Annotated in this window: 22 protein-coding genes; 5 read left to right on the top strand and 17 right to left on the bottom strand. The window is 42.5% G+C overall.

Annotated elements, in window-relative coordinates; genetic code table 11:
- Positions 1–147 precede the first annotated feature (147 nt).
- From WFY05_RS07565 to yidD, 4 genes are all read right to left on the bottom strand, one after another.
- Complete coding sequence (locus WFY05_RS07565; RefSeq protein WP_340112168.1) at positions 148–957, bottom strand: metal ABC transporter permease; 810 nt, start codon at positions 955–957, stop codon at positions 148–150.
- A 1-nt stretch (position 958) separates the two neighbouring features.
- Positions 959–1,702: a metal ABC transporter ATP-binding protein gene (locus tag WFY05_RS07560; RefSeq protein ID WP_340112167.1), complete on the bottom strand. Its 744-nt coding sequence runs from the start codon at positions 1,700–1,702 to the stop codon at positions 959–961.
- Positions 1,702–2,577 (bottom strand): metal ABC transporter solute-binding protein, Zn/Mn family, encoded by an 876-nt coding sequence (locus tag WFY05_RS07555; protein ID WP_340112166.1) that lies wholly within the window; start codon positions 2,575–2,577, stop codon positions 1,702–1,704. Before WFY05_RS07555 ends, WFY05_RS07560 begins: the two co-directional genes overlap by 1 nt.
- An 80-nt stretch (positions 2,578–2,657) precedes the next feature.
- Entirely contained in the window at positions 2,658–2,927 is a 270-nt protein-coding gene (gene yidD, locus WFY05_RS07550; protein WP_340112165.1) for a membrane protein insertion efficiency factor YidD, read from the bottom strand.
- Between the two features lie 207 nt (positions 2,928–3,134).
- Here yidD and WFY05_RS07545 point away from each other — a divergent pair, with 207 nt between their 5' ends.
- Both WFY05_RS07545 and WFY05_RS07540 read left to right on the top strand, forming a co-directional pair.
- The gene (locus WFY05_RS07545; protein WP_340112164.1) at positions 3,135–4,112 is read left to right on the top strand and encodes an ROK family protein; all 978 of its coding nucleotides are present in this window, start codon (positions 3,135–3,137) and stop codon (positions 4,110–4,112) included.
- Between the two features lie 100 nt (positions 4,113–4,212).
- Positions 4,213–6,138 carry a M1 family metallopeptidase gene (locus WFY05_RS07540; protein WP_340112163.1) on the top strand — a complete coding sequence of 642 codons (1,926 nt, stop codon included), beginning with the start codon at positions 4,213–4,215 and terminating at the stop codon, positions 6,136–6,138.
- On the opposite strand, the gene WFY05_RS07535 is transcribed toward WFY05_RS07540, so the two are convergent.
- Positions 6,139–6,543 carry an OsmC family protein gene (locus WFY05_RS07535; protein WP_340112162.1) on the bottom strand — a complete coding sequence of 135 codons (405 nt, stop codon included), beginning with the start codon at positions 6,541–6,543 and terminating at the stop codon, positions 6,139–6,141.
- A 177-nt stretch (positions 6,544–6,720) separates the two neighbouring features.
- On the opposite strand from WFY05_RS07535, the gene nikR reads away from it, so the two are divergent.
- The gene (nikR, locus tag WFY05_RS07530) at positions 6,721–7,122 is read left to right on the top strand and encodes a nickel-responsive transcriptional regulator NikR (protein WP_340112161.1); all 402 of its coding nucleotides are present in this window, start codon (positions 6,721–6,723) and stop codon (positions 7,120–7,122) included.
- A 54-nt stretch (positions 7,123–7,176) separates the two neighbouring features.
- Positions 7,177–9,024 (top strand): TonB-dependent receptor plug domain-containing protein, encoded by a 1,848-nt coding sequence (locus WFY05_RS07525; protein WP_340112159.1) that lies wholly within the window; start codon positions 7,177–7,179, stop codon positions 9,022–9,024.
- Between the two features lie 11 nt (positions 9,025–9,035).
- Here the strand turns inward: WFY05_RS07525 and porK (WFY05_RS07520) are convergent, their stop codons facing one another.
- From porK (WFY05_RS07520) to topA, 8 genes are all read right to left on the bottom strand, one after another.
- On the bottom strand, positions 9,036–10,394 hold the full coding sequence (porK, locus tag WFY05_RS07520; protein ID WP_340112158.1) for a T9SS ring complex lipoprotein PorK/GldK: 1,359 nt from the start codon (positions 10,392–10,394) through the stop codon (positions 9,036–9,038).
- Positions 10,395–10,502: 108 nt separating this feature from the next.
- Complete coding sequence (gene porN / locus WFY05_RS07515; protein WP_340112157.1) at positions 10,503–11,351, bottom strand: type IX secretion system ring subunit PorN/GldN; 849 nt, start codon at positions 11,349–11,351, stop codon at positions 10,503–10,505.
- Between the two features lie 6 nt (positions 11,352–11,357).
- Positions 11,358–12,968 carry a type IX secretion system motor protein PorM/GldM gene (porM, locus tag WFY05_RS07510; protein ID WP_340112156.1) on the bottom strand — a complete coding sequence of 537 codons (1,611 nt, stop codon included), beginning with the start codon at positions 12,966–12,968 and terminating at the stop codon, positions 11,358–11,360.
- Between the two features lie 19 nt (positions 12,969–12,987).
- A complete protein-coding gene (gene porL / locus WFY05_RS07505) occupies positions 12,988–13,887 on the bottom strand; it encodes a type IX secretion system motor protein PorL/GldL (protein ID WP_340112155.1) in 900 nt (299 codons plus the stop codon).
- A gap of 33 nt (positions 13,888–13,920) precedes the next feature.
- Positions 13,921–15,267, bottom strand: a complete 1,347-nt coding sequence (porK, locus tag WFY05_RS07500; protein WP_340112154.1) for a T9SS ring complex lipoprotein PorK/GldK — start codon at positions 15,265–15,267, stop codon at positions 13,921–13,923.
- 108 nt (positions 15,268–15,375) lie between these two features.
- Entirely contained in the window at positions 15,376–16,335 is a 960-nt protein-coding gene (locus WFY05_RS07495) for a PorP/SprF family type IX secretion system membrane protein (RefSeq protein WP_340112153.1), read from the bottom strand.
- A 116-nt stretch (positions 16,336–16,451) separates the two neighbouring features.
- Complete coding sequence (locus WFY05_RS07490) at positions 16,452–17,603, bottom strand: arginase family protein (RefSeq protein ID WP_340112152.1); 1,152 nt, start codon at positions 17,601–17,603, stop codon at positions 16,452–16,454.
- A gap of 52 nt (positions 17,604–17,655) precedes the next feature.
- Positions 17,656–19,995, bottom strand: coding sequence for a type I DNA topoisomerase (gene topA / locus WFY05_RS07485; protein WP_340112151.1), 2,340 nt, complete (start codon positions 19,993–19,995; stop codon positions 17,656–17,658).
- A 213-nt stretch (positions 19,996–20,208) separates the two neighbouring features.
- Here topA and WFY05_RS07480 point away from each other — a divergent pair, with 213 nt between their 5' ends.
- A complete protein-coding gene (locus WFY05_RS07480; RefSeq protein WP_340112150.1) occupies positions 20,209–22,584 on the top strand; it encodes a transglycosylase domain-containing protein in 2,376 nt (791 codons plus the stop codon).
- 26 nt (positions 22,585–22,610) lie between these two features.
- On the opposite strand, the gene WFY05_RS07475 is transcribed toward WFY05_RS07480, so the two are convergent.
- From WFY05_RS07475 to WFY05_RS07460, 4 genes are all read right to left on the bottom strand, one after another.
- A complete protein-coding gene (locus tag WFY05_RS07475; RefSeq protein ID WP_340112149.1) occupies positions 22,611–23,138 on the bottom strand; it encodes a nitroreductase family protein in 528 nt (175 codons plus the stop codon).
- Positions 23,139–23,162: 24 nt separating this feature from the next.
- On the bottom strand, positions 23,163–23,855 hold the full coding sequence (locus tag WFY05_RS07470) for an aspartate/glutamate racemase family protein (RefSeq protein ID WP_340112148.1): 693 nt from the start codon (positions 23,853–23,855) through the stop codon (positions 23,163–23,165).
- Positions 23,856–24,014: 159 nt separating this feature from the next.
- Positions 24,015–26,060: a M3 family metallopeptidase gene (locus WFY05_RS07465; protein ID WP_340112147.1), complete on the bottom strand. Its 2,046-nt coding sequence runs from the start codon at positions 26,058–26,060 to the stop codon at positions 24,015–24,017.
- A gap of 122 nt (positions 26,061–26,182) precedes the next feature.
- Complete coding sequence (locus WFY05_RS07460) at positions 26,183–26,770, bottom strand: flavin reductase family protein (protein ID WP_340112146.1); 588 nt, start codon at positions 26,768–26,770, stop codon at positions 26,183–26,185.
- Positions 26,771–26,816 lie beyond the last annotated feature (46 nt).

Here is a 26,816-nt window from a genome sequence, read left to right as displayed (position 1 = left end):
CGACCTCCTTTTCGCACTGCGGACATGTGTAAATTTCGCACCCTGTACAGGCAAAGCAATTGCTGCAAACCCGTGTAACATCGAGATTCGAAAACCGGAAACCACAGTTCTCGCAATGGTAATATTTTTCTTTCTTCTGACCTAACATTATACCAGTGCTTTGCCGATGCGTAAAATAGCAAACATAACCACGAGCGTGAATATGATAGCCGCTCCCGAAGGAATATCTAAAAAGTAAGATATAAACAGGCCGGCAATGGTACCTACAAAAGCAAATACCGATGACAGGATCAGCAATGCTTTAAAATCTTTGGTAAATAGGTTGGCTGAAGCCTGCGGAATGGTTAACAACGATAGGATAAGAATAATTCCAACAACCCTGATATTCAATACTACCGTTAATGCAATTAGGACAATTATCAGATAATTAAATAGTTGAACGGGTAATCCTGCCGTTCGCGCAAATTCTTCATCAAAAGCGATGTACAATATTTTTTGGAAGAATAAGGCAAAAAAACCTGTGATGACCAGGTTCAATGTCAACATCCACCACAGTTCCGAACTGGTTACTGTCAGGATATTTCCGAAGAGGTAGCTCATTAAATTGGGCGTGTAACCTGGTGTAAGAAACACAAAAATAATTCCGAGTGCCATGCCCAAGGACCACCAGATCGCAATAGACGAATCTTCGCGTATTTCAGCTACTTTGGTAAAAAACTGAATGCCCAAAGCGGCAGCAACCGCAAATAAAACGGCGCCCAGTAAGGGATTAAATCCCAATAAAAATGCCAGCCCTATTCCACCAAAAGAAGCATGTGTAATTCCGCCGCTGATAAAAACAATACGCCTCGACACTATGTAACTACCAATGATTCCGCACGATATACTGGCAAAAACGGCTGCCAAAAATGCTTTCTGAAAAAAATCGTAATTAAAAAGTTCAATCAGTGCGCTCATATTAGTGGTGGTGCTTTAATACGGTATGCGGAATTTCGCCATGCGTGATCACCTGTATCGGACAGTTGTATTCTGCCAGCTGCTCTTCCGAAATCTGGTTACTGGGGTGATAATGCAGGTTTTTATTGACGCAGGCAATGGTTTTTACATGACTGGAAATGGTGCCTACATCGTGCGACACCAGAATGATGGCAATCTCTTTGTTCAGTTGCAACAATTTCTCGTACAACTCTCCCTCAAAACGATTATCAACAAAAGTGTCGGGTTCGTCGAGAATCAGTAATTTCGGATCGCTTATGAGCGCCCGGCAAAGAAACACCCGCTGCATCTGCCCTCCGGAAAGTTCGCCAACAGCTTTTCCTTTTAATTCCAGAAGCCCCATATCGTGCAATAGCTGCACAGCTGCTGCTTTTATTTCAGCTTTCGAACGACGCCTGTCATGCATAATGGCTCCTGAAAACACAACATCCATAACGGTTATCGGAAATTTCCTGTCTATATGACGTACCTGCGGAAGATAGCCGATCGACTTTTTCCGTCCCTGAAGGTCGGAGCCAAAAGTAACCTTCCCTTTGTTGGGCTTAACCAAACCCAGTATCAATTTCAGCAAGGTTGTTTTGCCACCTCCGTTTGGACCAATAACTCCCAAAAAGTCTTTTTCAAACACTTCAAGGTTTACGTTCTCCAAAACCGGCTGTTTGTCGTAACCAAAAGTAAGATCTTCTATTTTAAGCAGTTTTTCCATTAAAAATTGGCTATCAGAGTATCTGTCATATCCCTGAGATTCTTCTCCCATTCCGGGTTGAGTGGCCAAACCTGGATGATCTTTCCGTTGATCTCGTCGGCAAAAACCCGGGCATGTTCGCGGTCAAACTCACTTTGTATATAAATCACCCTGATGTCTTCGTTGTTGGCCATATCAACCACCGATTTCAGATGCGAAGGTGTGGGCTCTTTTCCTCCTGTTTCCAGCGAATACTGATCCAGTTCGTAATCGCGGGCATAATAGGAAAGGCTGGGATGAAATACTATAAACTTCCTGCCTTTGTAAGGTTCGAGCTTTGTACGCAACTCCGCATCAAGCTGATCACATTCGCTGGCAAACTTCTCGTAATTCGCCGTATATTCTTCAGCCTTATCCTGATTTAGGATGATCACCTCATCTAAAATTTCCTTTGTCATTTGCTTTACCAATGTTGGGGAAAGCCAAACGTGCGGATCAACACCATCAATGTGAACATGATCGCCATGCTGCTCTATTTTATCCGCGATCAAGTCGAGTCCTTCAGAAATATTGATCACTTTCATTTTTGAGTTGGCTTCGGCCACTTTATCCTTCCACGAATGCTCGAACCCGATGTAACCAATTCGAAACCACACGGCTGACTTGGCAATGTCCTTAAGCTGCGAAGGTAAAAGCGTATAGGCTGCCGGACTTGAACCTGGCGGGATCAGTAAATTCACTTCAAAATCATCGCCCACTATTTTTTCAACAAAAGTTCGTTGCGGCAAAATACTTACCGTAATTACCTTTCTTCCCGAGTCATCCTGCTTTCCTTTGTTCGTACCACACGCTGCTAATAAAAATAAAGCCGTTATAACAATCAATATCTGTTTCATTAATCTCCGTTTTAAATTGTTCACTTAGAACAATAAGTTGCAAATTTAGTTTTATGTTTCTGAAATCCGGCCTTAAACGATTAAGACTTTCTTTTTGGCTCTTCCTTAGGCGGGACCGGATCGTAGCCTTCAGTACCCCAGGGATTGCATCGCGATATCCTCCTGACAGCAAGTAAGAATCCTTTAAATGGCCCGTGGATTTTTATGGCCTGAACTGCATATTCCGAACACGTTGGAATGTGTCGACAGGAAGCCGGAGTTAATGGCGAAATGGCATATTTGTAAATATAAACCGGAATTAAGAATATCCACCTGAATACCCACAACACTATTTCTTTTATTTTTCTCATGCACTTTAGCTGTCAAAAACCGGAACTCAATTTAGTAAAGCCGGAGAATTTACAACAAACTATCTTAAAAAAAGTTAAGAGCTAATTTTATTGCATATAAATTGGTCGATTGCCACATTGTTTCCATAGAGAATCCGGTAATATTTTTAATTTTGCTCAACCACAGCTTAAAAAGCTAAATCTGATAATAAAAATAATAGTTACACGATGAAAAAAGTTACAATTGGTGTTGATATTGGTGGAACAAATACAGCCATCGGCGTTGTTGACTCCGAAGGAAATGTAATGGTAAAAGATAATATTTCAACTCCCTCTCACGGAGATATTGATCTTTATATATATGACCTTGCGGCCGCAATCAAAGAATTGATAAAATCGGTTAAACTCCTTAATCAAGATATTGAAATACTTGGTGTTGGAATTGGAGCTCCGAACGGCAACTATTACAGCGGAACCATTGAATATGCGCCGAACCTGTCCTTTCAGGGCATGGTACCTTTTGTTGAACTTTTACGCAAACATTTCCCCGACCTGGAAGCGATTGCATTAACCAACGATGCGAATGCTGCTGCACTTGGAGAAATGATCTATGGCGGAGCAAAAGGAATGGATAACTTTGTAATGTTTACTTTGGGAACCGGAGTTGGAAGCGGAGTTGTTGTTAACGGCGACCTGGTATACGGTCACGATGGCTTTGCAGGCGAGTGCGGACACACCACACTGATACCGGGAGGAAGACTTTGCGGATGTACTTCTCTGGGTCACCTCGAAGCTTATTGTTCGGCACCGGGAATGAAACGTACTGCGTTTGAATTGATGGCTCATTACAATGCCAACGACAGTTTGCTGGCCGACAAATCATTCAAAGAACTCGATTCGAAAATGATTTTTGAAGCTGCTGAAAAAGGCGATAAAATTGCACTTGAAGTTTTCGAAAAAACAGGCGAATGGCTCGGACAGGGACTTGCTGACACCGTACATCACCTGAGTCCGGAAGCTGTTTTCCTGTTTGGCGGACCAACTGCCGCAGGCGATTATATTTTCACACCAACAAAAAAGAGCATGGAGAAACACCTGCTCCCGATCTTTAAAAACAAGATCAAAATTCTTCCTTCGAAACTAAAAATGGGCGATGCAGCTATTGTTGGCGCCAGTGCTCTGGTTTGGAAAGAACTGGAAAAATAAATGAACTTTTTTCAACAAAATATACAGGCGGCACTTTCTTGAGTTCCGCCTTTTTTACTGTCCGGTTTTAGAGCTCGTTTCTGTTTTGTATTTTTATTCCATGATACGATCTATTGGTGTAACACTTTTTCTGATAGTGCTATTCATCGGAGCAAAAAGTCAGGATATTTTTCTGGGTGATACTACTTTTGTAGTTGATGAAAAAAAAGCTTTTCTGAATACCCGCTCGTTTGTAGAAAGCGGCGCCTACAACGAAACCGATTTTGTTTACCAACGAATGGAATGGGAAATCGATCCGGCGGTGCGGTACATTTCGGGGAAAGTAACTTCACACTTCAAAAGCAAAGTAACCGAATTGGATACGCTGTACATGGATCTTCACCAAAATCTGCAGGTCGATTCCATTGTTTATCACAACTCAAGTATTGCTTTTATTCATTCCGTAAATAAATTGATCATCCTCTTGTCGGAAATGAATTCGGGAACGATCGATTCTGTGTCGATTTATTATCGTGGAGTGCCTCCCAGTTCAGGATTCGGTTCGTTTGAAGCAAATACTCACGGCCCGGGAAATACGCCGGTTCTTTGGACACTTTCAGAACCTTACGGTGCCATGGAATGGTGGCCTTGCAAACAATCGCTGGCCGACAAAATCGACTCGATGGACATTATTGTGAGCACGCCGGAAATTTACCGGACAGCCAGCAACGGAGTCGTGATTTCGGATGAGGTTGAAAACGGTAGAAGAGTGATGCACTGGAAGCATCGCTATCCCATTGCCACTTACCTTGTCGCTATAGCAGTAACGAATTACGCCACCTATTCCGATACATTGTACTTAAATGACGGCCGTTCCATCGATATTCTGAATTACGTTTACCCGGAACAATTGGAAGACACAAAAACCAAAACCGGGATCAGCACAGAAATCATGCAGCTTTACAACGAGCTGATCGGAGAATATCCGTTTGCCAATGAAAAATACGGGCACGCGCAGTTTGGCTGGGGAGGGGGAATGGAGCATCAAACCATGAGTTTTATGGGAGCTTTTACTTTCCGCCTGATCGCTCACGAAATGGCGCACCAATGGTTTGGCGATTACATTACACTTGGCACCTGGCAGGACATTTGGCTGAATGAGGGTTTTGCCACTTACTTGAACGCGCTGGCCATTGAACGCTTGCGACCGGAAGAATGGCCCTCGTGGAAAAAATCGACCGTTGAGCAAATTACCAACAGTACAGCAGGTTCTGTTTTTGTTGACGATACTGCTTCTGTTAGTCGTATTTTTAATTACCGGCTTTCTTATCTCAAAGGATCGTACCTGTTGCACATGCTACGCTGGGTAATTGGCGATGACGCATTTTACGCCGGACTGCAGAACTATTTTAACGATCCGGAAGTTGCCAATGGTTTTGCTACCAACGACCAATTGGTGGCACATATGGAGCAGGCTGGAGACACAACCTTGCAAGCGTTTTTTGAGGATTGGTATTATGGCGAAGGTTATCCGATTTATACGCTCACTTACTGGTTAAAAGAAAATAACAAGGTTGAAATCCAAATGTCGCAGACGACTTCGCATACTTCAGTTGAATTCTTTGAAATGCCCGTACCTGTGAGGTTTTACAATTCCGATCGCACTAAATCGGCTGATTTCACGTTAAACAATACTTCCAATAACCAGGTATTCACTTTAGACCCCGGATTTGAAGTAGCAAAAATCGAACTCGATCCGGATTATTGGTTGATTTCACGATTATCGCAAATTGTTAAGGTACCTGAGGTTTCACAAAAACAACGGCTTAACATTTACCCAAATCCGAGTATAGGCCTGTTGAATCTGTCGATGCCCGATAACGATCAACTGATAAAAAGCAGTATTTATTCGATGGACGGCGAATTGCTAAAAGTATTCAACGGAAGCAACAATATGCTGAACATAAGCAACCTCAGTTCAGGAACATACCTGCTGAAGGTTGAAACGCGCAAAAACATCTTCCGTGAAAAGCTTATAAAATATTAACTACCAGATAAAGCTGATGGTTTGTTTTAAATCGGGATGCAAACTCAGTGGAACCGGACTCGTACCTGCCACACTTTCAACTATGCGTTTTTCTTCATTGCTGTAATTTTTCTTCGGGAAATCGAATTCAACGATCACTTCAGCTACGCGTCGCGGATCAGAAGCCATAATTTTCGTCACGTTCACTTTTGTTCCTTCAATATCGATGCTATTGTCGCGGGTTGTAATTCCCATAATCGTCATAATGCAACTTCCCAAAGCGGTTGCCAGCAGATCGGTTGGCGAAAAAAATTCGCCTTTACCCCGATTGTCGATGGGAGCATCGGTAATCACTTTATTTCCCGATTGCAGGTGCTCGTTCTCAGTGCGTAGTTCACCCAAATAAATCGTTTCAATTGTGGCCATATTTTTTGTTTTTATATTGATTCCGGATTCCAACTAAATATACAACTTTTCCCCACTGATCTTTTGGTAAATCTTACTCCGAATTTCAATCTAAATTAGAATGTAAAAGTTGAAAATGCTTCAGAGGTTAAATGTTTTTCCTATATTCGTGTTACTAATTAGCAAAAAAGTAACACCATGTCTGTTTCGCGCTTTGGAGTTTCGCTTGATGAAGAATTGCTGAAAGCACTGGATAGCTACGTTTCAGATAACGGTTTTTCGAACCGTTCGCAGGCCATTCGCCACCTAATCGAGAAAAATATGGTGGAAGAAAAGTGGAAGTGCGATAACATTGTTGCAGGAGCCGTGGTATTGGTTTTTAACCAGTCGAAAACCGAAGTGCTGAAAAAATCATCGGAAATTCAAGCTGAATATAAAGAACACATATTATCCACCCAGGGATTTTTCCTCAACGAAGTAAACTATATGGAAATAATTGCAGTAAAAGGACCATCGCGAATCTTAACCGAAATCTCCGACAAATTGATAAGTATCCGAGGGATACAACACGGGAAACTGGTAATGAGTAAAGCCGGCTGATTTTTTTTGCACAATTAGTAACACGAAACAACAATACAGTAACACGCTTTATGTATGAACAGTAAATTTTACTATGCAATCTTATCAGCTTTTTTATTGATCTTTAGCATTCAGATGGTCAATGCCCAAAGCTTCTCAATCAGTGAAGATACGATTCGGATTGATGAAATTGTGGTTACCGGAACGCCGGTGAAAGTGAACAGGAACAGTGTTCCGATGGCAGTTTCAGTAGTCGATCAAACTCAGATTGAAGAATCAAATGAATCTGCAGTTTTACCTATTCTTAATGGAAGAGTACCCGGATTATTTGTTACCGAACGCGGAGTTACGGGTTTTGGAGTGGCAGCAGGGTCGGCCGGCCAGATCAGTATTCGCGGGATTGGCGGAAATCCAACCACCGGCGTTTTGATGCTGATCGACGGACATCCCCAGTTTATGGGAATTATGGGGCATCCTCTACCCGATTCTTATGTGGCATCTGATGTTGAGCGAGTTGAAGTCATCCGCGGCCCCGCTTCTATTCTGTACGGTTCGAACGCCATGGGAGGTGTTATCAATATCATCACAAAAAAACAAAACACTGAAGGGTTACATGGAAATGCAAGACTTTCCTATGGATCGTACAACACCCAAAAGTACATGGGCTCACTTGGTTTTAAGAAAGACAAATTCAGTGCTTTTGCTTCCATCAATCACGACCAAACCGACGGGCACCGGCCACATTCCGATTTCAACATTACCAACGGATATTTAAAACTGGCATACAATTTTAACGAACACCTGTCGGCTTCCACCGATTTTAATCTGGCCGCTTTTGATGCTGCCGACCCGGGACCGGATACTTTAAACGCTTCTCCCGGTCAGGAAATTGACATCACGCGTGGATACTGGGCATTTACATTACTTAATGAGTATGATAAAGCGTCGGGGGCACTCAAACTCTTTTACAATTTTGGCGAGCACGAAATTACGGATGGCTTTCATTCGACAGACCACAATTATGGAATCAACCTTTACGAAGCTTTCAACTTGTTTAAAAGGAATACACTGACTGCAGGTTTTGATTTCATGAATTATGGAGGAATGGCTGAAAACACATTTGCCATGAACGGTAACGGAATCCTGTTTGCCGACACAACGATTTCGGAATTTGGCTTATATACCTTCACCCAACAAGAATTTGGAAAACTCATCCTAAACGCAGGACTGCGCTATCAGCATCATAGTGTTTACGGCGATGTGTGGATTCCTTCGCTGGGCTTTTCTTATGGTTTCGATAAAAGTTTTACCTGGAAAGGAAATGTCTCGAAAGGTTTTAGAAGCCCAACAATGCGTGAATTGTTTATGTGGTGGCCAAACCCTTCGCTCGATCCCGAAAGCATCTGGAACTATGAAACAGGCGTTTCAAAAGCCTTTTTTGACCAGCGCCTGTATGCGGAACTAACTGTTTTCATGGTTGAAGGAGATAATCTGATCGTAAATGTTGGTCCACCAAACGGCTACCAGAACACTGGAGAGGTATCTAATAAGGGTGTAGAAATGGCTTTACGGGCCGAAGCCACAAAACAACTTACACTCGATGCCACGTACAGCTACATCAACATGGAATCTCCGGTATATGCAACACCTGAACATCATTTCTACCTAAATGCAACCTACCGCCTTCAAAAGCTTCAAATGGCCGCAAATATACAGCAGGTTTCCAACCTGGATAACGATCCGTCACCGCTTGTAAATAAAGAGAGCTACACTTTGCTTAATGCCAAAGCCATGTATCGGATAAATAAGCATTTAAACATTTTTCTGAGTGGCGAGAACCTGTTGAATACAAGTTATGAAGTGAATCGCTATTACACCATGCCCGGAACCACAGTATTTGCAGGATTAAATATTAAGTTTTAAGAAATTTGATTCTACTTTCCGCGAAGTTCATTACGGAATGAAGTACGTACACAGCGGAATCCAACGTACGATTTTGCGGTGTCCTGGTATTCAAAAGTTCGTGTTGAAGTTTGAATAAAGTAAGCCACATCTTTCCATGAACCGCCTCTGATCACTTTTCTTTTCATCACCGGGGGATCATCAGGACGAGCGTCATACTGAATCTCAGGATTCAAATCATGAACGGTTTCATAAGCGGCTTCAAAATAAGCGGTAGAAGTCCATTCCGCCACATTCCCGGCCATATCGTAAACACCATAAGGATTCGGATCAAAAGTACCCACTTTCATTGCTGTGGTCGAAGTTTCGCTATCCGCCACATAATTCCCGCGGTTGGGTTTAAAATTGGCTACAAAACAACCGTTTACGTTTCTTGCATAATAACTGCCCCAGGGATATTTGTTGTTCATCATTCCACCGCGGGCAGCCACTTCCCACTCACTTTCAGTAGGCAAACGAAAATCGTGCGGCGGTGATTCATTAGAACGTTTCACTTCAAAACCTTTCAAATTGGTCCGCCAGTCGCAAAATGCCTTGGCCTGTTTCCAAGTAACACCCACCACGGGGTAATCATCGAAAGCAGGGTGCGAAAAGTATTTGATAGTAAAGGGTTCATTGTAAGTATAAGCAAAATCTCTGATCCAGCACAAAGTATCGGGATAAACTGGAACCGATTCGCGCATTAAAAACGATGATCGGTTCTGAATGGGTACAAGCTCCCCTTCTTCATTCCGTACATTTCCTTCGTAACGTTGCGTTTCGTAATTATAGGCATTGCTGCGTTTGGCTGCCTGCTTATAATCTATCCAGTAATATTCATATACCAGTTTACGCGTGTCAATGGTCTTTCTATAATTAAACCGATCCTGCTCCGGCAGGTAGAGCTCATCCATGGCATTCTGATAATCCACATCATTCCATTCAATGCGCTCGTCCCAGTTTATTTCGGGTGGATCGATCGGATTGCCGTACTTGTCTTCCGTAATTAAAAAATCGGTGTAGGTTTGTCCCAGAAGTTCCCTTGCACGTTTATCGCGCACCCAATATACAAACTGACGATATTCGTTATTGGTAATCTCGGTATCATCAATCCAAAATGCTTCTGTAGAAATTCGTTTGTTGGGTGCATTAACTCCCTGTAATTCGTCGTCGTTTGCCCCAATATTGAAGGAACCACGATCGATGTACACCATCCCGTAAGGTGTGGGTTCGAAGTATTTTTTACTGGTGCCTTTCCCCAGCGTGAGGTATTGATTTTGATTGTCTTTTGCACATGACGATAACAACAGCACTGCTGCAAGTACAATTGTGTATGTTATCCATCTTTTCATGCAATTAATCGGGTCAAACTCCTGTAAAAAAACGTTTCAATGAAACTTAAATTGCCTCAAAAAAAAGCCTTATGTTTCCATAAGGCTGAATATGGTTTATATTTTGAATTAATATTCCCAAAGGTCTTGTTCGTAATTGAAGATCTTGTCCTCAATACGTTTCGATTCGAGCATTGCATTTTTTCCAACCAGGTATGCACTGATATCGCGGTTATTGTACATGTTAGATTCTTTTACGATGTAACTGTTGAACATTCTTTTGATAAAAATATCATCGAAGCTCTGTTGACGTGCATCGTTGTATGGATTTAATGCCAGGTTGGTGGCCAGTATTGGTCGTGCTTCGGGAAAATAAACCCAAAACAATTTCTGACGCTGAACCTGTCCCGATGTATCACCCTCGCGCATGTATTCTCGAATCGGGCAAATACCAAGAATGCGTACATGCAAGGCCGAAGTTTGCTTATCAAAATACCATTCTTCTTTCAGCATGTATTGTTTAATCTCGTTAGGACGAATTTCACCCTGAACTGTAACTGTTTCTCTTTCGCCGGTATCGAAATTGATTTTTTCCTGCGTAGTAGCTTTAGCTCCAAAACGCTCTTTCACCTGGGCGTAACTCATTGGAATTTTAAAATCATCATCTGCTTGTGCATCATAAGGCGTCAGTTGTCCATTTTCAATGCCCGACAGTAAAAGATTGATCAGATTAATTCTTCCTTCCATTTCATAGGTCGGATAATACAGCGGAATATTCATTTTCTCGCGCAAATCGATGATGCGCCAGATTTTTTTCGACCAAAACACGTCGGCTTCCCTTACTGAAACCAGCGGCATCGGTTTTTTCTCGTAAATATCGTTTTGTTTGTATGCCCCGTTAACGATTTGCGCATCGGCTTTATTTCCCATGCTAAATACGAGGGCTACGATACCAATATAGATAACTAACTTTTTCATAACTTGTTATTTTATCATAAATGTAATAGGATCAAGATCCCTTGTGGTCCCGTCATCTCCAATAGCTTTTATATCTCCAATATATATACGGGTATTTACATTAACTCTACTTAATGCAGTTTTCTGTTCCTGGGTAAAGCGGTTTCCTTTGGTTGGATAACGGTTTGTAAAACCGCCTGCTCCCGGCGTTTCAAGAGTAAACTCGGTAACCGTGTATTTAAATTCGAAGTCGAAATCTTTTAAAACGGCTGCCACTCCGTCTTGAATCGCCAGTACTTCTTTTCGAATATTACCTCCTGATTGCTGTGCAACTTGTGCCACCGGATCCGGTACTTTCTTAACACGCCAATCTGTAGTCCCAATTAAACGACGTTCTCCGTTGATATTGGCATAAACCGTTACCTTGGTTCTTCTACCCTGTTCATCCAGTTCGTTTGGCTCAATAATGAAATCATTACCTGATCTGGTAATTTTACCATTGGTCATGGTAACTGAAAGATTCTCGCTTGGAATTGAACCACCACTTACTTCGAATGGGTTTTTCAAACCTTTGTAGAACACATTCATTTTGGTGGCCGACATGGTTACACTGGGTTGTACAACCTGGTATTCCTGCTCGAACGGATAGCTTTTAATAATTCCGCCCGGAGTTTTGTATTTAATCAATCCACTCCATTTAAAAAATCCGGGTTTATCGGTAGCCCCAATGTAGGTGGCTTTTCCTTCTTTCACTTCAGCCTCACGATTATTGATGATAATTTGGGGTTGCTGGGTGGTATCTTCAGCCGCCAGAAATACATCTGCTTTATACTCGTCGCCCATCAGAACGGTATTCGAGTTGGCAATTACCTGTGCTCCCAAACGGTTAAATTTGAACGAACCTGCATCAATTTCAGCGTACAGGTATTTCACTACGTTTGATTCCGAGTTTTTTACATCGATCTGTATTTTAGATAAAAGGGTCAGAACGGCAATGAGTGGCTTGTTTTCGAAATGTTCCGATTCCCACGACATTTTTTCCTTTCCCTCCTTGAGGTTACCTCTCGGATCGTCAGTGTTTAACTCACTCGAGATCGTTTTCTTGAGTTCTTCGTTGTCTTCACCAAGCAGATCGACCAAAAATGCTTTGTAATCGTCAATCTTTTGTCTCAACTCTGTTGCTCTTCCCTGGGTTATCAAAAACTCAGAGGGACCATTCAAGTCGTCAACCTTACCTATTTCAAGCGTATCTCCGTCGATGGTAACGTGGTAATAATCTTCATCATTAACTTCGTTATCTTCGTTAACAGGTTTGCTTCCTGAGTAGTTTACCAGTTCGTCTTTCAATGTTGAAACATAATCGATCATTTCTTTCGAATTTTGTTTCACGTCATCCGCCTTTTCTTTCCATTCCTGAACTTTCGTTGGATTTTCGGCGTATGCCTGATCGAAAGACAAGTACATCTGCCTGTTTTGCATTTCTACGGCATCGAGGGTTTGCATGAGACTTGAGTTAACAACCCTGAACGCCTCGAGCACCTCAGCAGCAACGTTTAACGCCAACAATGCCGTGAGGACGATGTACATCATGTTTATCATTTTTTGCCTCGGAGTTTCCGGGCAATTCTTTGATCCCATATGCTAATTCTTCAGGTTGTTATTTTTTGTAACTCATAGCCCCCAACATGTTTCCATAGATGGTATTTAAGGCTTCAAGGTTTTTATTCAATTGCTCGGCATTCTCCTTGTATTTTTTCAACTCCTCCACCGATGATGTTAAGATCGAATTCATCTCAGTCATGTCCTTGTTGAACTTCTGACTGGCGCTGAACTGTGCTTTTGTACCTTCCAACTGGTTCTCGAACGATGAATTCAATGAATCCATACTCTTGTTGAGTTTTTCGATGTTCATTGCATACTGCTTCGAACTGTTTCCAATGTTGTTTAATCCTTCGGAAATGATTTCGTTCGATTTGTTGTATGTTTCTGAAAGCTTCGAACCGGTTTGCGAAAGATGCGTGGCAGCATCGGAATACGAGTTAAGCAATACGGAAACCGATTTATCGATCGATTCGTTTGCCTTTGAATTAATCTGTGCAAAAGTGTTCATCGATTCAGAGGCCGAACCCAGGTTTTTAACATACATATCGGTAGCGAGTGTTGCCGACGATATGTCACTGATTCCCCTTGCGGTATTGCTAAGTTCGTTAAGTCCTTTGCCAACTTTATCAAGAAGGTCCGGAGTAAGTTCCGAGCTTCCCAATAATTGGTCAAGTCCTTTTTTGGGCTTAAGCTCGTCCAGCTCAGCCAATTCGTAATCCTCTCTTAATTCCGGATAAACTTTACCCCAGTCAGGAATGTCGACTGCAGGTTCAAAAGCAGAGAGAAAGAAGATCAATGCTTCCGTGGATAAACCAATGGTAAGCAATAAACCCGAATACTGCCAGTGTTCGAGTTTGAACAGGGCACCAATAAGTACAACTGAGGCTCCCCAGCCATATACATAGCCCATAAATGTTTTCCAGCGTTTAGTCTTAAAGAGTTCTCCGAGGTTCATAATGGAATGGTATAAAGTTAATACATTTTTGTTCTAGAATTCCTCACCAAAGGTCGACCGTACGCAACGGAAACCAATATACGATTTGGTGGTATCCTGATATTCATAAGTACGGGTTGAAACCTGTGTGAATTGCGAAATATCTTTCCAAGAGCCTCCTCTGATCACTTTACGTTTCATTACAGGAGGATCGTCTTTTCTTGCGTTGTATGTAAATGTTGGATTTAAATCGCTGAAGTAGTTATAACCGGCTTCGTCGTAGGCTGTGCTTGTCCACTCGGCCACGTTTCCTGACATGTCGTACAATCCGTATTCATTCGGGTCGTAACTTCCTACCTTCATGGTAGCGATGGCACCGTCTTCAACATAATTACCCCTGAGCGGTTTAAAGTTTGCCAAGAAAACTCCTTTATCGTCGCGCGGATAATAACCTCCCCACGGATACATCGAGAATTCCTTTCCGCCTCTGGCAGCGTACTCCCATTCAACTTCGGTTGGCAAACGGTATTCCATTAAAGTAGGTTCACCTCTGTCTTCCAGAAAATCGGTTTGAATTTTTGTACGCCAGTTACAAAAAGCGTTTACCTGTTTCCAGGTTACTCCAACCACCGGATATTCATCAAAACCCGGATGCGTAAAGTATTTCATGGCCAGTGGCTCGTTGTATGAATACGTGAAGTCTCTGATCCAGCAAAGCGTATCGGGATAAACGTGAACCTGATCCTGCATCATAAATGACGATCGATTCTCTATTGGGACAAGATCTCCGTCAGTATTGTACACATTACCTTCGTAACGTTGTGTTTCGTAATTGAACGAATTGCCGCGTTTTGCCGCCTGATTCAGGTCGACCCACCAATATTCGTAAATCAACTTACGTGAATCAAAAGACTTCTTCCCGAAAAATCTTTCATTTTCAGGAATATAAAGGTCTTCCATTGCCATTTGGTAGTCCGGGTCTTCCCAGTCAATTTTTTCTTTCCAGTTAATTTCAGGCGGATCAATGGGATTTCCATCCCGGTCTTCGGTAATCAAGAATTCGGGATACTGTTCTCCTAACATTTCACGAGCCAATTTTTCGCGTACCCAGAATACAAATTGGCGGTATTCGTTATTGGTGATTTCTGTATCATCGATCCAGAAAGGCTCCTGTGAAACTGTTTTGGTAGGAATTCCTGCTCTACTTGCGTCCTGATCGCTCGGCCCGATATTAAAACTTCCCCTGCGGACATATACCATTCCGTAAGGTTGCGTTTCTCTGAATCGCTGCCTTTTTTGTACTCCAACCAGCTCTCCGTTTCCTCCTTGTCCTCCACCAAAACAGCCGGACAAACTGATTATTAAAGTGAATACAACTGCAATTAATAGTAGTTTTTTCATAGTTCTTCTTTTTACGAACGTGGGTCTGCTTGTGTAAAAAAACATTAAGCCAATAAAATAATAAAATATTAATGTTTAATCCAAACGTCTTATCTATTTCTAGATTTTTTACAAAAACCTAATACTCTTATACTTTTGATTACGACTTCGCTCCAGATCAATGGAGTAACTCACAAAAAACTCGTGCGAGCTAAAGCTATTTCTTTTCAATGCTGATGTAACCAGGTCGAAAGAATAGCCAATTCGTAATCCGTTAAACAATTCAACGCCCATTAACAGGGCCACGGCATCCTGAACACGGTAACTTAACCCTGCCCAGAACTTATCGTTATACACCACATTTGTGTTCAAATCAACCTGCCATGAGGCAAGATCGGACTTGAACAGAAAAGATGGCCGCAATTCAAATAACGGATCGGTTAGTTTAATATTGTAACCTCCCATCAAATAATAGTGCCTCACGAGGAAATCAACGGCCAAATCGTCGTACTTTACTTCGCCCTGATTTAAGTGGCTCGCCGAAACACCGAGATAATATTTGTTGGTGTACAGGTAAGCTCCCAAACCAATGTCGAAAGTCAACTGACTCGATTCCTGCTGCGGGATTAAATTATCTCCCGTTCCGCCTTCAGTACTGTTCAACACATCATCCGATGAGGTCCATCCATCATCAGGATTAATATTGAAATTATAAATGCCCGGAGAAACTCCAAGGCCAAGCGTCCCAAAGCTGGTTTCAACTTTGTATGAATAATCAAAGTTGATCCACATGTTGTCGTAATATCCGTACTGGTCGCTCACAATATTAATTCCTATTCCGCCTGGTGCTCCAAAAGCATTTATTGCAGCATCCACGCTTAAAACCATGGTTTTCGGTTCTCCTCCGCCATATCCAACCCACTGGTAACGATTTAAAAGTAGTCCGTTTATCGCATCCTCAGCTCCCGCGTAACCCGGATTAACCCCCATTTTGTAAAACATATTGTTTGTATATTGAGGATCTTGCTGACCAAATACTACGATGTTAACGAACATTAAAAAACAAAGAAAAGAAACAGTTTTCCTCATACTATTGTTTCATGTGGCAATTTAGCCAAATTCTTGCCCTGATAAAGAAATAAAAAAATGTTGTTTGTAACAATCTTCTGTTAACAAGGTATGCAAAGAACGCTCTTTAACGGGTATTATTTTAATATTTCGTCAATTTTTTGCACATATTTGAGATAAATCTCGGGGATTTCGTTGTGCGTTGCTTCCAGGAAATCCTGTTCGGAACACGCCAGAAAAACAAAGCTGTTCCCTTTAGTTTGCAGGCGTAACCACCATTGTCCGGTCGCATTATCCTGGTAAAACACCAAAGGCGGCTCAACTTGCCATATCTCTACTTTATGAACAACAAAGTCTTCCTCGTTTTCCGGGTTTGCATGACTTCGTTGCAAAACACCTTCGATAAAATACCAGGCACTTTGCGCTGCCAGCGAAACATTGAGCCCTTCAGCCGACATTTCATCGATTACCTCAAACAGTGCGAATGCCTTTAAACGCCGGCTTAATCCGGCATATTTCGACAGCTGACAAATTTCTTCACCTCCCAGTCCGTTAGGCAGATTTTGCTTCCCTTTTGCTTCCGAATACTTTAGTGTCCCAAAATCAACCGTTACAAAATCGCTGTTACGAAATACTGGTTCGGCCAAAACTATGCTGTCTCTTAGCCTTCCCAGGCTCAGATGCTCGCCAACACCTTTGGTTTTATCGAATAATTTAACCGGAACATAGTGACGCTGATAGCCTATGAGGCTAAACTGAAAAATATCGGGCTGCTTCGAAAATACCCGCGAGAGATAATTGTGCGTATCGTAAGCTTCCTTTCCTTTTCGTAAGTCTAAAAAAGCATCTATCGCGGTGAATGTGAAAAACTGATTGCCCCTAAAAGCCTGGCAAATCCCTGAAGCAAAATCTTCACTTCCCCCTAAAACAAGAACCGTAATATCCAGTTCTGTAAGGTAATCGGTGATGTCGCGCAAGGCATAAAAATTGCCTTTAATGCTTTGTGCCTGCTTCAGGTTACCCAAATCGATGACCTTGATTTTATCGATCACCGTCAGCTGATACAGTTCCTTTCGTATAGAATCCGGAACCGTACTCTTTTCTACCTCATTATTTTTTGATTCAAAAGGGACACCGACAATGGCAACATCTGCGTTTCCCATATTTGCTCCGGAACAGGCTAAGGTATATTTTTCAATAGCGGTTCCAAACGAAAGTGTTGGACTTAAACGAGTGTCTTCGTTCAACTGCGAAAAATCAACCGCATCAAAATATTCAGTCAGGTCCATAATTTTTTGCCTAAAAATAAAGGCAAATGATCAAATCACCTGCCTTTATACTTTATTTTTTTCTTGTTCTTTTCGATTTTGGCGCCGGCCCCTTTTCTACGATCTTCATGCAATCCTCGTAGGTAAGTTCTTCGGCTTTCGTCGATTTCGGAATCTTGAAATTCTTCTTTTTGTGTTTGATGTAAGGCCCCCATCTTCCGTTCAACACCTGCAAATCGGCATCCTCTTCAAACACTTTTATCACGGCTTTGCGGTCCTTTTCGCGCTTAGCTTCAATTAGTTCAATTGCCCGGTCCAGTTGAACCGTGTAAGGATCATCTTCCTTACCGAGCGAAACAAATTTGTTGTCGTGACGTACATAAGGTCCAAAACGACCAATGGCCACAGTTACCTTTTTATTTTCGTACTCGCCAAGTTCGCGAGGTAATTTGAACAAATCGAGTGCTTCTTCAAGTGTGATAGTTTCAAGGTGTTGTCCCGAGCGCAAACTTGAAAATTGAGGTTTTTCGGCTTGATCATCCTCTGTTGAAGCTTCTCCGAGCTGTGCCAGCGGTCCAAAACGCCCGATCTTCACTGAAACCTGTTTCCCGGTTTTTGGATCGACTCCCAAAATACGCTCTCCTTTCGAGCGTTCGGCATTTTCAGTGGCATGTTCTACCCGCTCGTGAAAAGGCTGGTAAAATTTATCGATCATTTCGTTCCACACTTTTTTACCGTCAGCAATCTCGTCAAATTGCTTTTCTACGTCGGCAGTAAAGTTATAATCCATGATCTGCTTAAAATTGTCGATCAGGAAATCGTTAACCACAATACCAACATCGGTTGGAAAAAGTTTATTCTTTTCTGCTCCTGTAATTTCCGTTTTAACTTCCTCTTTTATTTCACCTCCGTTAAGTTCGAGCACCTGGTATTCTCTTTCGACTCCGGGCCGGTCTTCTTTCACTACATAGTTCCGGTTTTGAACCGTTGTGATGGTTGGTGCATAAGTCGACGGGCGTCCGATGCCAAGTTCTTCAAGCCGTTTTACCAGTGAAGCTTCCGTAAAACGTGCAGGACGTTGCGTAAAACGCTCGGTAGCTACAATAGTCGACAAATCCAGTTTGTCTTTGGCATGCAACGGAGGAATAATGCTTTGTCCGTTTCCATTTGAAGCGCTATCGTCATCGGTCGATTCGATATAAACACGCAGAAAACCGTCGAATACAATCACTTCACCGCTGGCAACAAATTTTTCGTTGGCATTGGAAACGTCAATGGTTACTGTCGTTTTTTCCATAATGGCATCCGCCATTTGCGAGGCAATCGTACGTTTCCAGATCAGTTCGTACAGGCGTTGTTCCTGCGAACTTCCATCAACCGTCTGGTTTTCCATATAGGTAGGTCGAATGGCTTCGTGCGCCTCCTGAGCACCTTTCGATTTGGTACGGAACTTACGTAGTTTCACGTATTTATTGCCGTGCAACTCTTCAATTTTCTTCTTTGAAGTGTTAACCGCCAGGTTCGAAAGATTTACCGAGTCGGTACGCATGTATGTGATTTTTCCACTTTCGTACAAACGTTGTGCAACCGCCATGGTTTGCGACACCGAGAATCCCAATTTACGACTTGCTTCCTGCTGCAGAGTTGATGTAGTAAACGGTTGAGCAGGGGTGCGTTTCCCCGGTCGTTTGGCTACATCGCTTACCGAAAATTCAGCGGTTTTGCATTTTTCGAGAAAGGCGTTTGCTTCGTCACGGGTTTTAAAACGCTTTGAAAGCTCGGCTTTTAATTCGGAGTTATTTCCTGTTTCATCAGCAACCTGAAACAAAGCCGAAACACGAAATGCCGATTCAGATTTAAACTCGCGAATTTCTCTTTCGCGTTCAACGATAAGGCGAACGGCAACCGACTGCACCCTTCCGGCCGACAATGACGGTTTCACCTTTTTCCACAATACCGGCGAAACTTCGAAACCTACAATGCGGTCGAGTACGCGGCGTGCCTGTTGAGCATTTACTAAATGATCGTCGATCGCTCTCGGATTTTCAATGGCCTTGGTAATAGCTTCTTTCGTAATCTCGTGAAAAACAATACGTTTTGTTTTCTCGGGATCAAGTTTCAGCACCTCTTTCAGGTGCCAGGCAATGGCTTCTCCCTCGCGGTCTTCATCGGATGCGAGCCAAACCATTTCGGCATCTTTTGCCATTTTCTTTAACTCTGTTACTACCTTCTTTTTATCGGGGGTAACAATGTATTTGGGCTTGTATTTCTTTTCAATGTCAATTCCAAAATCCTTCTTCTCCAGGTCCCTCACATGGCCCATGCTTGAGGTTACCAAATACCCATCTCCAAGAAATCTTTCGATGGTTTTGGCCTTTGCGGGAGACTCAACTATTACCAGGTTTTTCTGCATATTGTTTCTAATCCGTTCAAAAAAATTTCTGCAAATTAAAGCATTTCAGTCGCTAAGTTCAAAATAAACTCGGCTATTTTTCATTTCTATATCTTTGAAAATGATGATTTTATTTTTAAAAATTTAAAATATTATTACCCTTCAGGCCGTTAAAACAATGCTAAAAAAGTATTATCGTATATATTTGTTGTCCAATTGTAACCAGCGGAATTCATGGGGGAAAAAAAGTCAAAATTTAGAATCTATTTACTCGCGTTTTGGTCGATATTTGTGCTTGGCGTAGGAGGCGTCGCTTTGTTATTTTTGATGATCGCCAACGGATTGCTGGGATTTATGCCAAGTTTTGAAGAGTTGGAGAATCCTAAAAACATACTCGCTTCTGAAATTTATTTTGAAGACGGGGCCATTATCGATAAGTACTTCGTTAGTGAGAACCGTACGTTTGTCGATTATGAAAATCTCCCTTCAGATTTGATTGATGCACTTATTGCTACTGAAGATGTGCGCTTTTACCAACATTCAGGAGTCGACCTTCGTGGATTGGTGCGTGTAGTCAAAGGAATTCTAACCGGCAATTCGAGTTCGGGCGGAGGAAGTACACTGAGCCAGCAACTGGCAAAAATGCTTTTCCCAAGAACCGGGGTCGAAAGCAAATTCGATCTTGTTCTGCGAAAATTTAAGGAATGGGTAATTGCCGTAAAGCTCGAACGCAGCTACACAAAGGAAGAGATCATTCTGATGTATCTGAATAAATACGATTACCTGAACAACGCGGTAGGGATTAAATCGGCAGCTAACGTTTATTTTAGTATTCCTCCCGATTCGCTACAACTTCACCAGTCAGCCATGTTGGTGGGGATGGCCAAAAATTCGTCGCTGTACAATCCTGTTCGCCGACCCGAATTGGTGATGAAACGCCGCAATGTGGTACTGGCACAAATGGAGAAATACGGCTACATCAGCAAAGCCGAAAGAGATTCGGTAAAACAGCTGCCGCTCGATCTGAAATACAATAAAGTAGATTACAAACTGGGGCCTGCTCCTTATTTGCGTGAATATCTGCGCCTGACACTCTCGGCAAAAAAACCTGAGCGCGATAATTATGCCTCATGGCAGGGACAAAAATACATTGAAGATCTTGCCGAGTGGGAGAATAATCCGTTTTTTGGCTGGTGCAATAAAAACCAAAAGCCCAATGGCGAAAAGTACGACATATATAGCGACGGGTTAAAGATTTATACAACGCTCGATTCACGCATGCAAAAATATGCCGTGGAAGCCGTTGAACAACATCTGCGCTATGATCTACAACCGCTGTTCGACGATAATATGGATGCACTTGACAATCCACCCTTTGCCAACAATATGAGCGCCGAAGAAGTGGAAGACCTGCTCGACCGTGAGATCCGTAAAAGTGAACGGTATCGGGTAATGCGTTTGGCGGGAAAAAGTTTTGAGCAGATTAAAGAACGTTTTAACGAACCGACTGAAATGACGGTTTTCTCATGGAAGGGTGAAATCGATACTACGATGACACCCATGGATTCGATAAAATATTACCTGCGCTATTTCCGCTCGTCATTTATGGCCGTTGATACCGAGAGCGGTAAAGTAAAAGCCTACGTAGGCGGCCCAAATTACGAGTACTTCATGTACGACATGGTAAAAGGCGGTAAACGACAGGTTGGCTCAACGGTTAAGCCATTTTTGTACACGCTGGCCATGCAAAACGGACTTACACCCTGTACCAAAGTTCCGTATGTGAGCCAGCAATTTATACAACCCGATGGTTCGATTTACGAACCGAAAGATTCGGATGTAGATCCTGAAATGGATGGTAAAATGGTGACACTGAAATGGGGACTGGCCAATTCGAAAAACCGGATATCAGCCTGGGTATTGAAGCAGTACAATCCGGCTGCGGTGGTTGAAGTGATGAAACGCCTTGGCATTTACAGCCCGATTGATCCGGTGAACTCAATGTTCCTTGGCGTTTCGGATGTAACACTTTACGAAATGGTGGGGGCTTTTAATACATACGCCAACCTTGGTGTTTATACCAAACCTTATTTTGTTACAAAAATTGAAGACCGCTACGGCAACGTGATCGCCCGCTTTTATCCCGAAAGGCACGAAGCCATCGATGCGCAAACCGCTTACCTGATGCTGAATCTGTTGGAAGGAGTTATTAATGAAGGTACGGGTATTCGTTTGCGTTCCACCAATTTATGGCGCGAACGAGTAACGCAGGAATATGGTGATTTCTCGATGCCTATTGCCGGAAAAACAGGAACTACCCAAAACCATTCCGACGGTTGGTTTATCGGCATTACACCAAAACTAACGGCAGGAATCTGGACGGGAGCCGACTTACGAAGCATCCACTTTAAAACCATTGGAGCCGGACAGGGAGCCAATATGGCACTGCCAATCTGGGGTTATTTTTACAAAAAGGTGCTGGCCGACGAATCGCTGGGAATTCGAGAGGACGATATGCAATTTAAGAAACCAGCCAATTTTAAAATCAACCTCGATTGCGATGAAGTTGAGAAAACAAAAAGTCCGGCTGAATTTGATGAGTTTTTTTAAATGGGCTGCGAGCTACGACATGTGAGCTACGAGCGCTGAAAACCATTTATTTTGATCTTTTCAAACTGAAGTTCTTCAAACGGTTTTCCTTCACGTAGTTTTTCGGGATAGCCCACCGTTACTATACTCAACACCCTAAAATGTTCAGGAATATCAAATAAATTCTGAATGTATTTTTCAGATGAAATTTCGTCAGAATGTAGACGGTTTCTGATCTGTATCCAGCAACTTCCCAATCCAAGCGACTGGGCAGTAAGTTGTAATAGAATGGAGGCAATCGAGCAATCTTCTACCCAGACATCGTTTTTTGTTTCGTCGGCACAAACTACAATAGCCAATGGCGCTGTTCCCAATGGCGTTACACCGTGCGGTTTGCAATTCTTTAACTTTGCAATTAAATCCGGATCTTTCACAAAAATAAATTCCCAGAGATTAATATTTTTTGAAGAAGGCGAACGTAATGCTGCTTCCTTCAGGATTTTCAGTTTTTGAGCCTCTATTTTCTGCGAGGTATATTTCCGGATGCTTCTCCGTTGGCGTAAAAGTTCGATCATTGTCTGATTATTTCTTTTTAAAGTTTACTTCAGCGCAAATTCAACCGCCGAAGTCGCATGAATCCTAGTAGTATCAAAAACAGGAACACTAACATCTCCACTTTGGATCAACAAAGGTATTTCAGTACAACCGAGTATCACGCCTTGGGCACCTGCTTTCACTGCTTTGTCAATAATCGCCTGGTAAATCTGCTTTGATTCTGTTTTGATGTTTCCATGCACCAACTCGTCGTAGATAATCCTATGCACCGCTTCCCGGTCCTGTTTATTAGGAATCAGCGTTTCAATCCCAAAATCCTCATCAAGAATATGCTTGTAAAAGTCTTTTTCCATGGTAAAACGAGTTCCGAGCAACAATACCTTTTTAATGTTTTGTTTCTGAATCACGGTTCCGGTGGCTTCGGCGATATGAAGAAAAGGAATACCCGTACTTTGTCGAATCTCTTCACTGCACAAATGCATGGTATTCGTGCACAAAACTGCGAGTTCTGCTCCGGCTTTTTCAAGATTAAGGGCGGCTTCCACCATTATTTCTGCAAGCGTCTTCCAGTCGTCTTTGTGCTGAAGTTCTTCAATCTCTGCAAAATCAACCGACTCGAGCACACATTTGGCCGAATGAAATCCACCCAGTTTTTTATTTACCATCTCGTTTATGAGTTGATAATAAACCTGGGTCGATTCCCAACTCATACCACCGATCAATCCTATTTTCTTCATCGATATGGTTTTTATTGTCCGTAAAGTTAGGAGATAAAAAAGGATTCCATCTTTCTAAAGAGATGGAATCCTTCAAAATTCAACGAGTGACTATTTATATCTTCTCAAAGTCACCCGGTGAGTACTAGTAGTGAATTTTTACGGATTGATCCTTGATTTCTATTCTTGCAGACCGCTGCGTTCGAGCAAAGCGTCAACCGTTGGCTCCTGACCACGGAATCGCTTGTAAAGCACCATCGGATGCTCGGTACCACCTTTTTCCAAAATATTTTCGCGGAACGAAGCTGCCACTTCTTTATTGAACAAACCTTTTTCTTTGAACACGCTGAAAGCATCGGCATCCAGCACTTCGGCCCATTTGTAACCGTAGTAACCTGCAGCGTAACCGCCTGCAAACAGGTGCCCGAATTGAGTACTCATACAAACACCATCTACCGGCTTGAAGATCTGTGTTTTCTTCCAGGCTTTTTCTTCGAAATCCTTAACATCTCCTGTATATGGTTTTTCTAGCGTATGCCAGGTCATATCGAGGTAAGCAAAGCTCAGCTGACGAACGGAAAGGTATCCGGCCAGGTAGTTTTGCGAATCCACGATCTTTTGAACCAATTCAGCAGGAATGGTTTCACCGGTCTGATAATGTTTGGCAAAACGATCGAGGAATTCTTTTTCGGTGGCCCAGTTTTCCATGATCTGTGAAGGGAGCTCCACAAAATCGCGATAAACGTTGGTTCCCGACAAACTTGAATAAGTTGAGTTGGCCAGCATTCCGTGAAGTGCGTGACCAAATTCGTGCATAAAAGTCTGTACTTCGTCAAAAGTCAGCAAGGCTGGCTTGGTTTCGGTAGGGCGGGTAAAGTTCATTACAATGGTTACATGCGGACGCGAATCCACGCCATTGTCTTTCCACTGACCTTTAAAGTCGTTCATCCAGGCACCACCGCGTTTTCCGGGGCGCGGGTGAAAATCGGTGTAAAATACCGAAAGGAATTTACCATCAGCATCAAAAACTTCGTAGGCTGTTACTTCATCATCATATACCGGAATTTCCTTGTTCTCTTTAAAACTGATGCCATAGAGTTCGGTGGCCAGACCAAAAACACCGTCAACCACATTGCTCAGCTCGAAATAAGATTTCAGCATTTCATCGTTCAGATCGAATTTCTCCACTTTCAGTTTTTCGCTGTAATAGCTCCAATCCCACGGCATGATCTCGCCACTGAATCCAAGCGTTTCAGCATATTCCTGAACTTCCTGTTTTTCTTTCATCGCCACATTGTAAGATGCTTCGTACAGGTCATCAAGCAAACCGTAAACTCCTGCAGGATTCATCGCCATTCGTTGTTCGAGCACGTAATCGGCATAGTTTTTATATCCCAGCAGATTCGCCATCTCAAGACGAAGTTCAACAATACGTTTTACATTTTCCTGGTTATCCAGCTCATCGCCTTTGAACGATTTCGAGCCGTAAGCCATGTAAATTTCCTTGCGTAAATCGCGGTTATCGGCGTATTTCATAACAGCCAGGTAACTCGGCATGGTAATATCAAAAATCCAGCCTTCTTTATCTTTGGCTTTTGCTTTTCCGGCTGCAGCTTCCAGAGCACTTTCGGGCAAACCTGGCAGCAAGCTCTTATCGGTAATTTGCTTTTCGTAGCTGTTGGTTTCTTTCAGGACATTCTCGCCAAAGTCAAGCGACAGTTTTGAAAGTTCGGTGCTGATCTTTCTGAATTTTTCTTTGTCGGCTTCCGAAAGATTGGCGCCCTGCCGAACAAATCCATCATATCTGTTCTGAAGCAACATTTGTTGTTCAGGTGTCAGATCCAGTTGATCTTTCTGCGCATAAACAGCTTTTACGCGTTCGAACAATACCGGATCGAGCGAAATATCGTTCTGAAATTTGGTAAGCATCGGCGAAAACTGCTGTGCAATTTTTTGCAACTCGTCGTTGGTTTCCGAATTCAACAGGTTAAAAAATATACCTGCATTTCTCGAGAGTAATCGCCCAACATGATCGAGTGCAACAATCGTATTTTCAAAAGTTGGCGCATCGGTATTGTTTTTTATGGCTTGAACATCCTTCTCGCCTTGTTTAATGCTTTCTTCCAGCGCAGGCAAATAATGTTCGTTTTTTATTTTATCAAATGGTGCTGCGTTGTGTGGGGTATTAAATTCGCCTAACAACGGATTATTCTGTGCATGTAACATTCCTAAATTCATTAAAAAATTAACCCTATAACATAAATTGTCCTCATAGTGTTTTGATTAAATTACTTCAGTGTATAATGAAGAAAGAGTTTTGAAAGTTAATCCAGCGTTACAGTTTACAACTACTTTTTTCGCTTTTTCCTGGTTTTCTTTTTCTCGACCGACCATCCGAATTTGCCAATCTTCTTTCCCAATCCGAAATAATGCCCGTGGCTGTAGACCAGCGGATTGGCTTTCGAGAAACTAAAGGCGTCATTTTCATTCAGATAGGCATCGTCAACCGAAACCCCTGCCACTTCGGAGATAAACATATGATGGCTGCCAAGTTCAACGATGTCTTTTACGCGGCATTCGATATTTACTGGAGATTCCTCGATGATGGGTGCTTTTACGAATTTTGCAGGGGCTGGGGTCAGGTTCATTTCCTCCCATTTATTGTATTTCCGACCCGAGCGGCAACCACACCAGTCAGTAGCTTTTGCCAGTTTTTCGGTGGTCAGGTTAATCACAAACTCGCCGGTTCTTTTTATGATTTCATAAGAATGACGCCCCGGCCGTACCGAAATGTAACACATGGGTGGATCGCTGTTGATGGTGCCCGTCCAGGCAATCGTGATGATGTTCTGTTCTTCGGGAGTTTCGCCACAACTCACCATTACTGCCGGCAATGGGTAAACTATTGTTCCGGGCTTCCAATACGTTCGTGCCATAATTCAAAATATTAATGGTTGCTGAAGTCAATTCAAACAGTATTTT

It is taken from the genome of Maribellus mangrovi, assembly GCF_037646455.1.
In the GTDB taxonomy this organism is placed as follows: domain Bacteria; phylum Bacteroidota; class Bacteroidia; order Bacteroidales; family Prolixibacteraceae; genus Draconibacterium; species Draconibacterium mangrovi_A.
The sequence above is the reverse complement of the archived record's forward strand: the minus strand, read 5'-3'. Positions and strand labels throughout refer to the sequence as shown.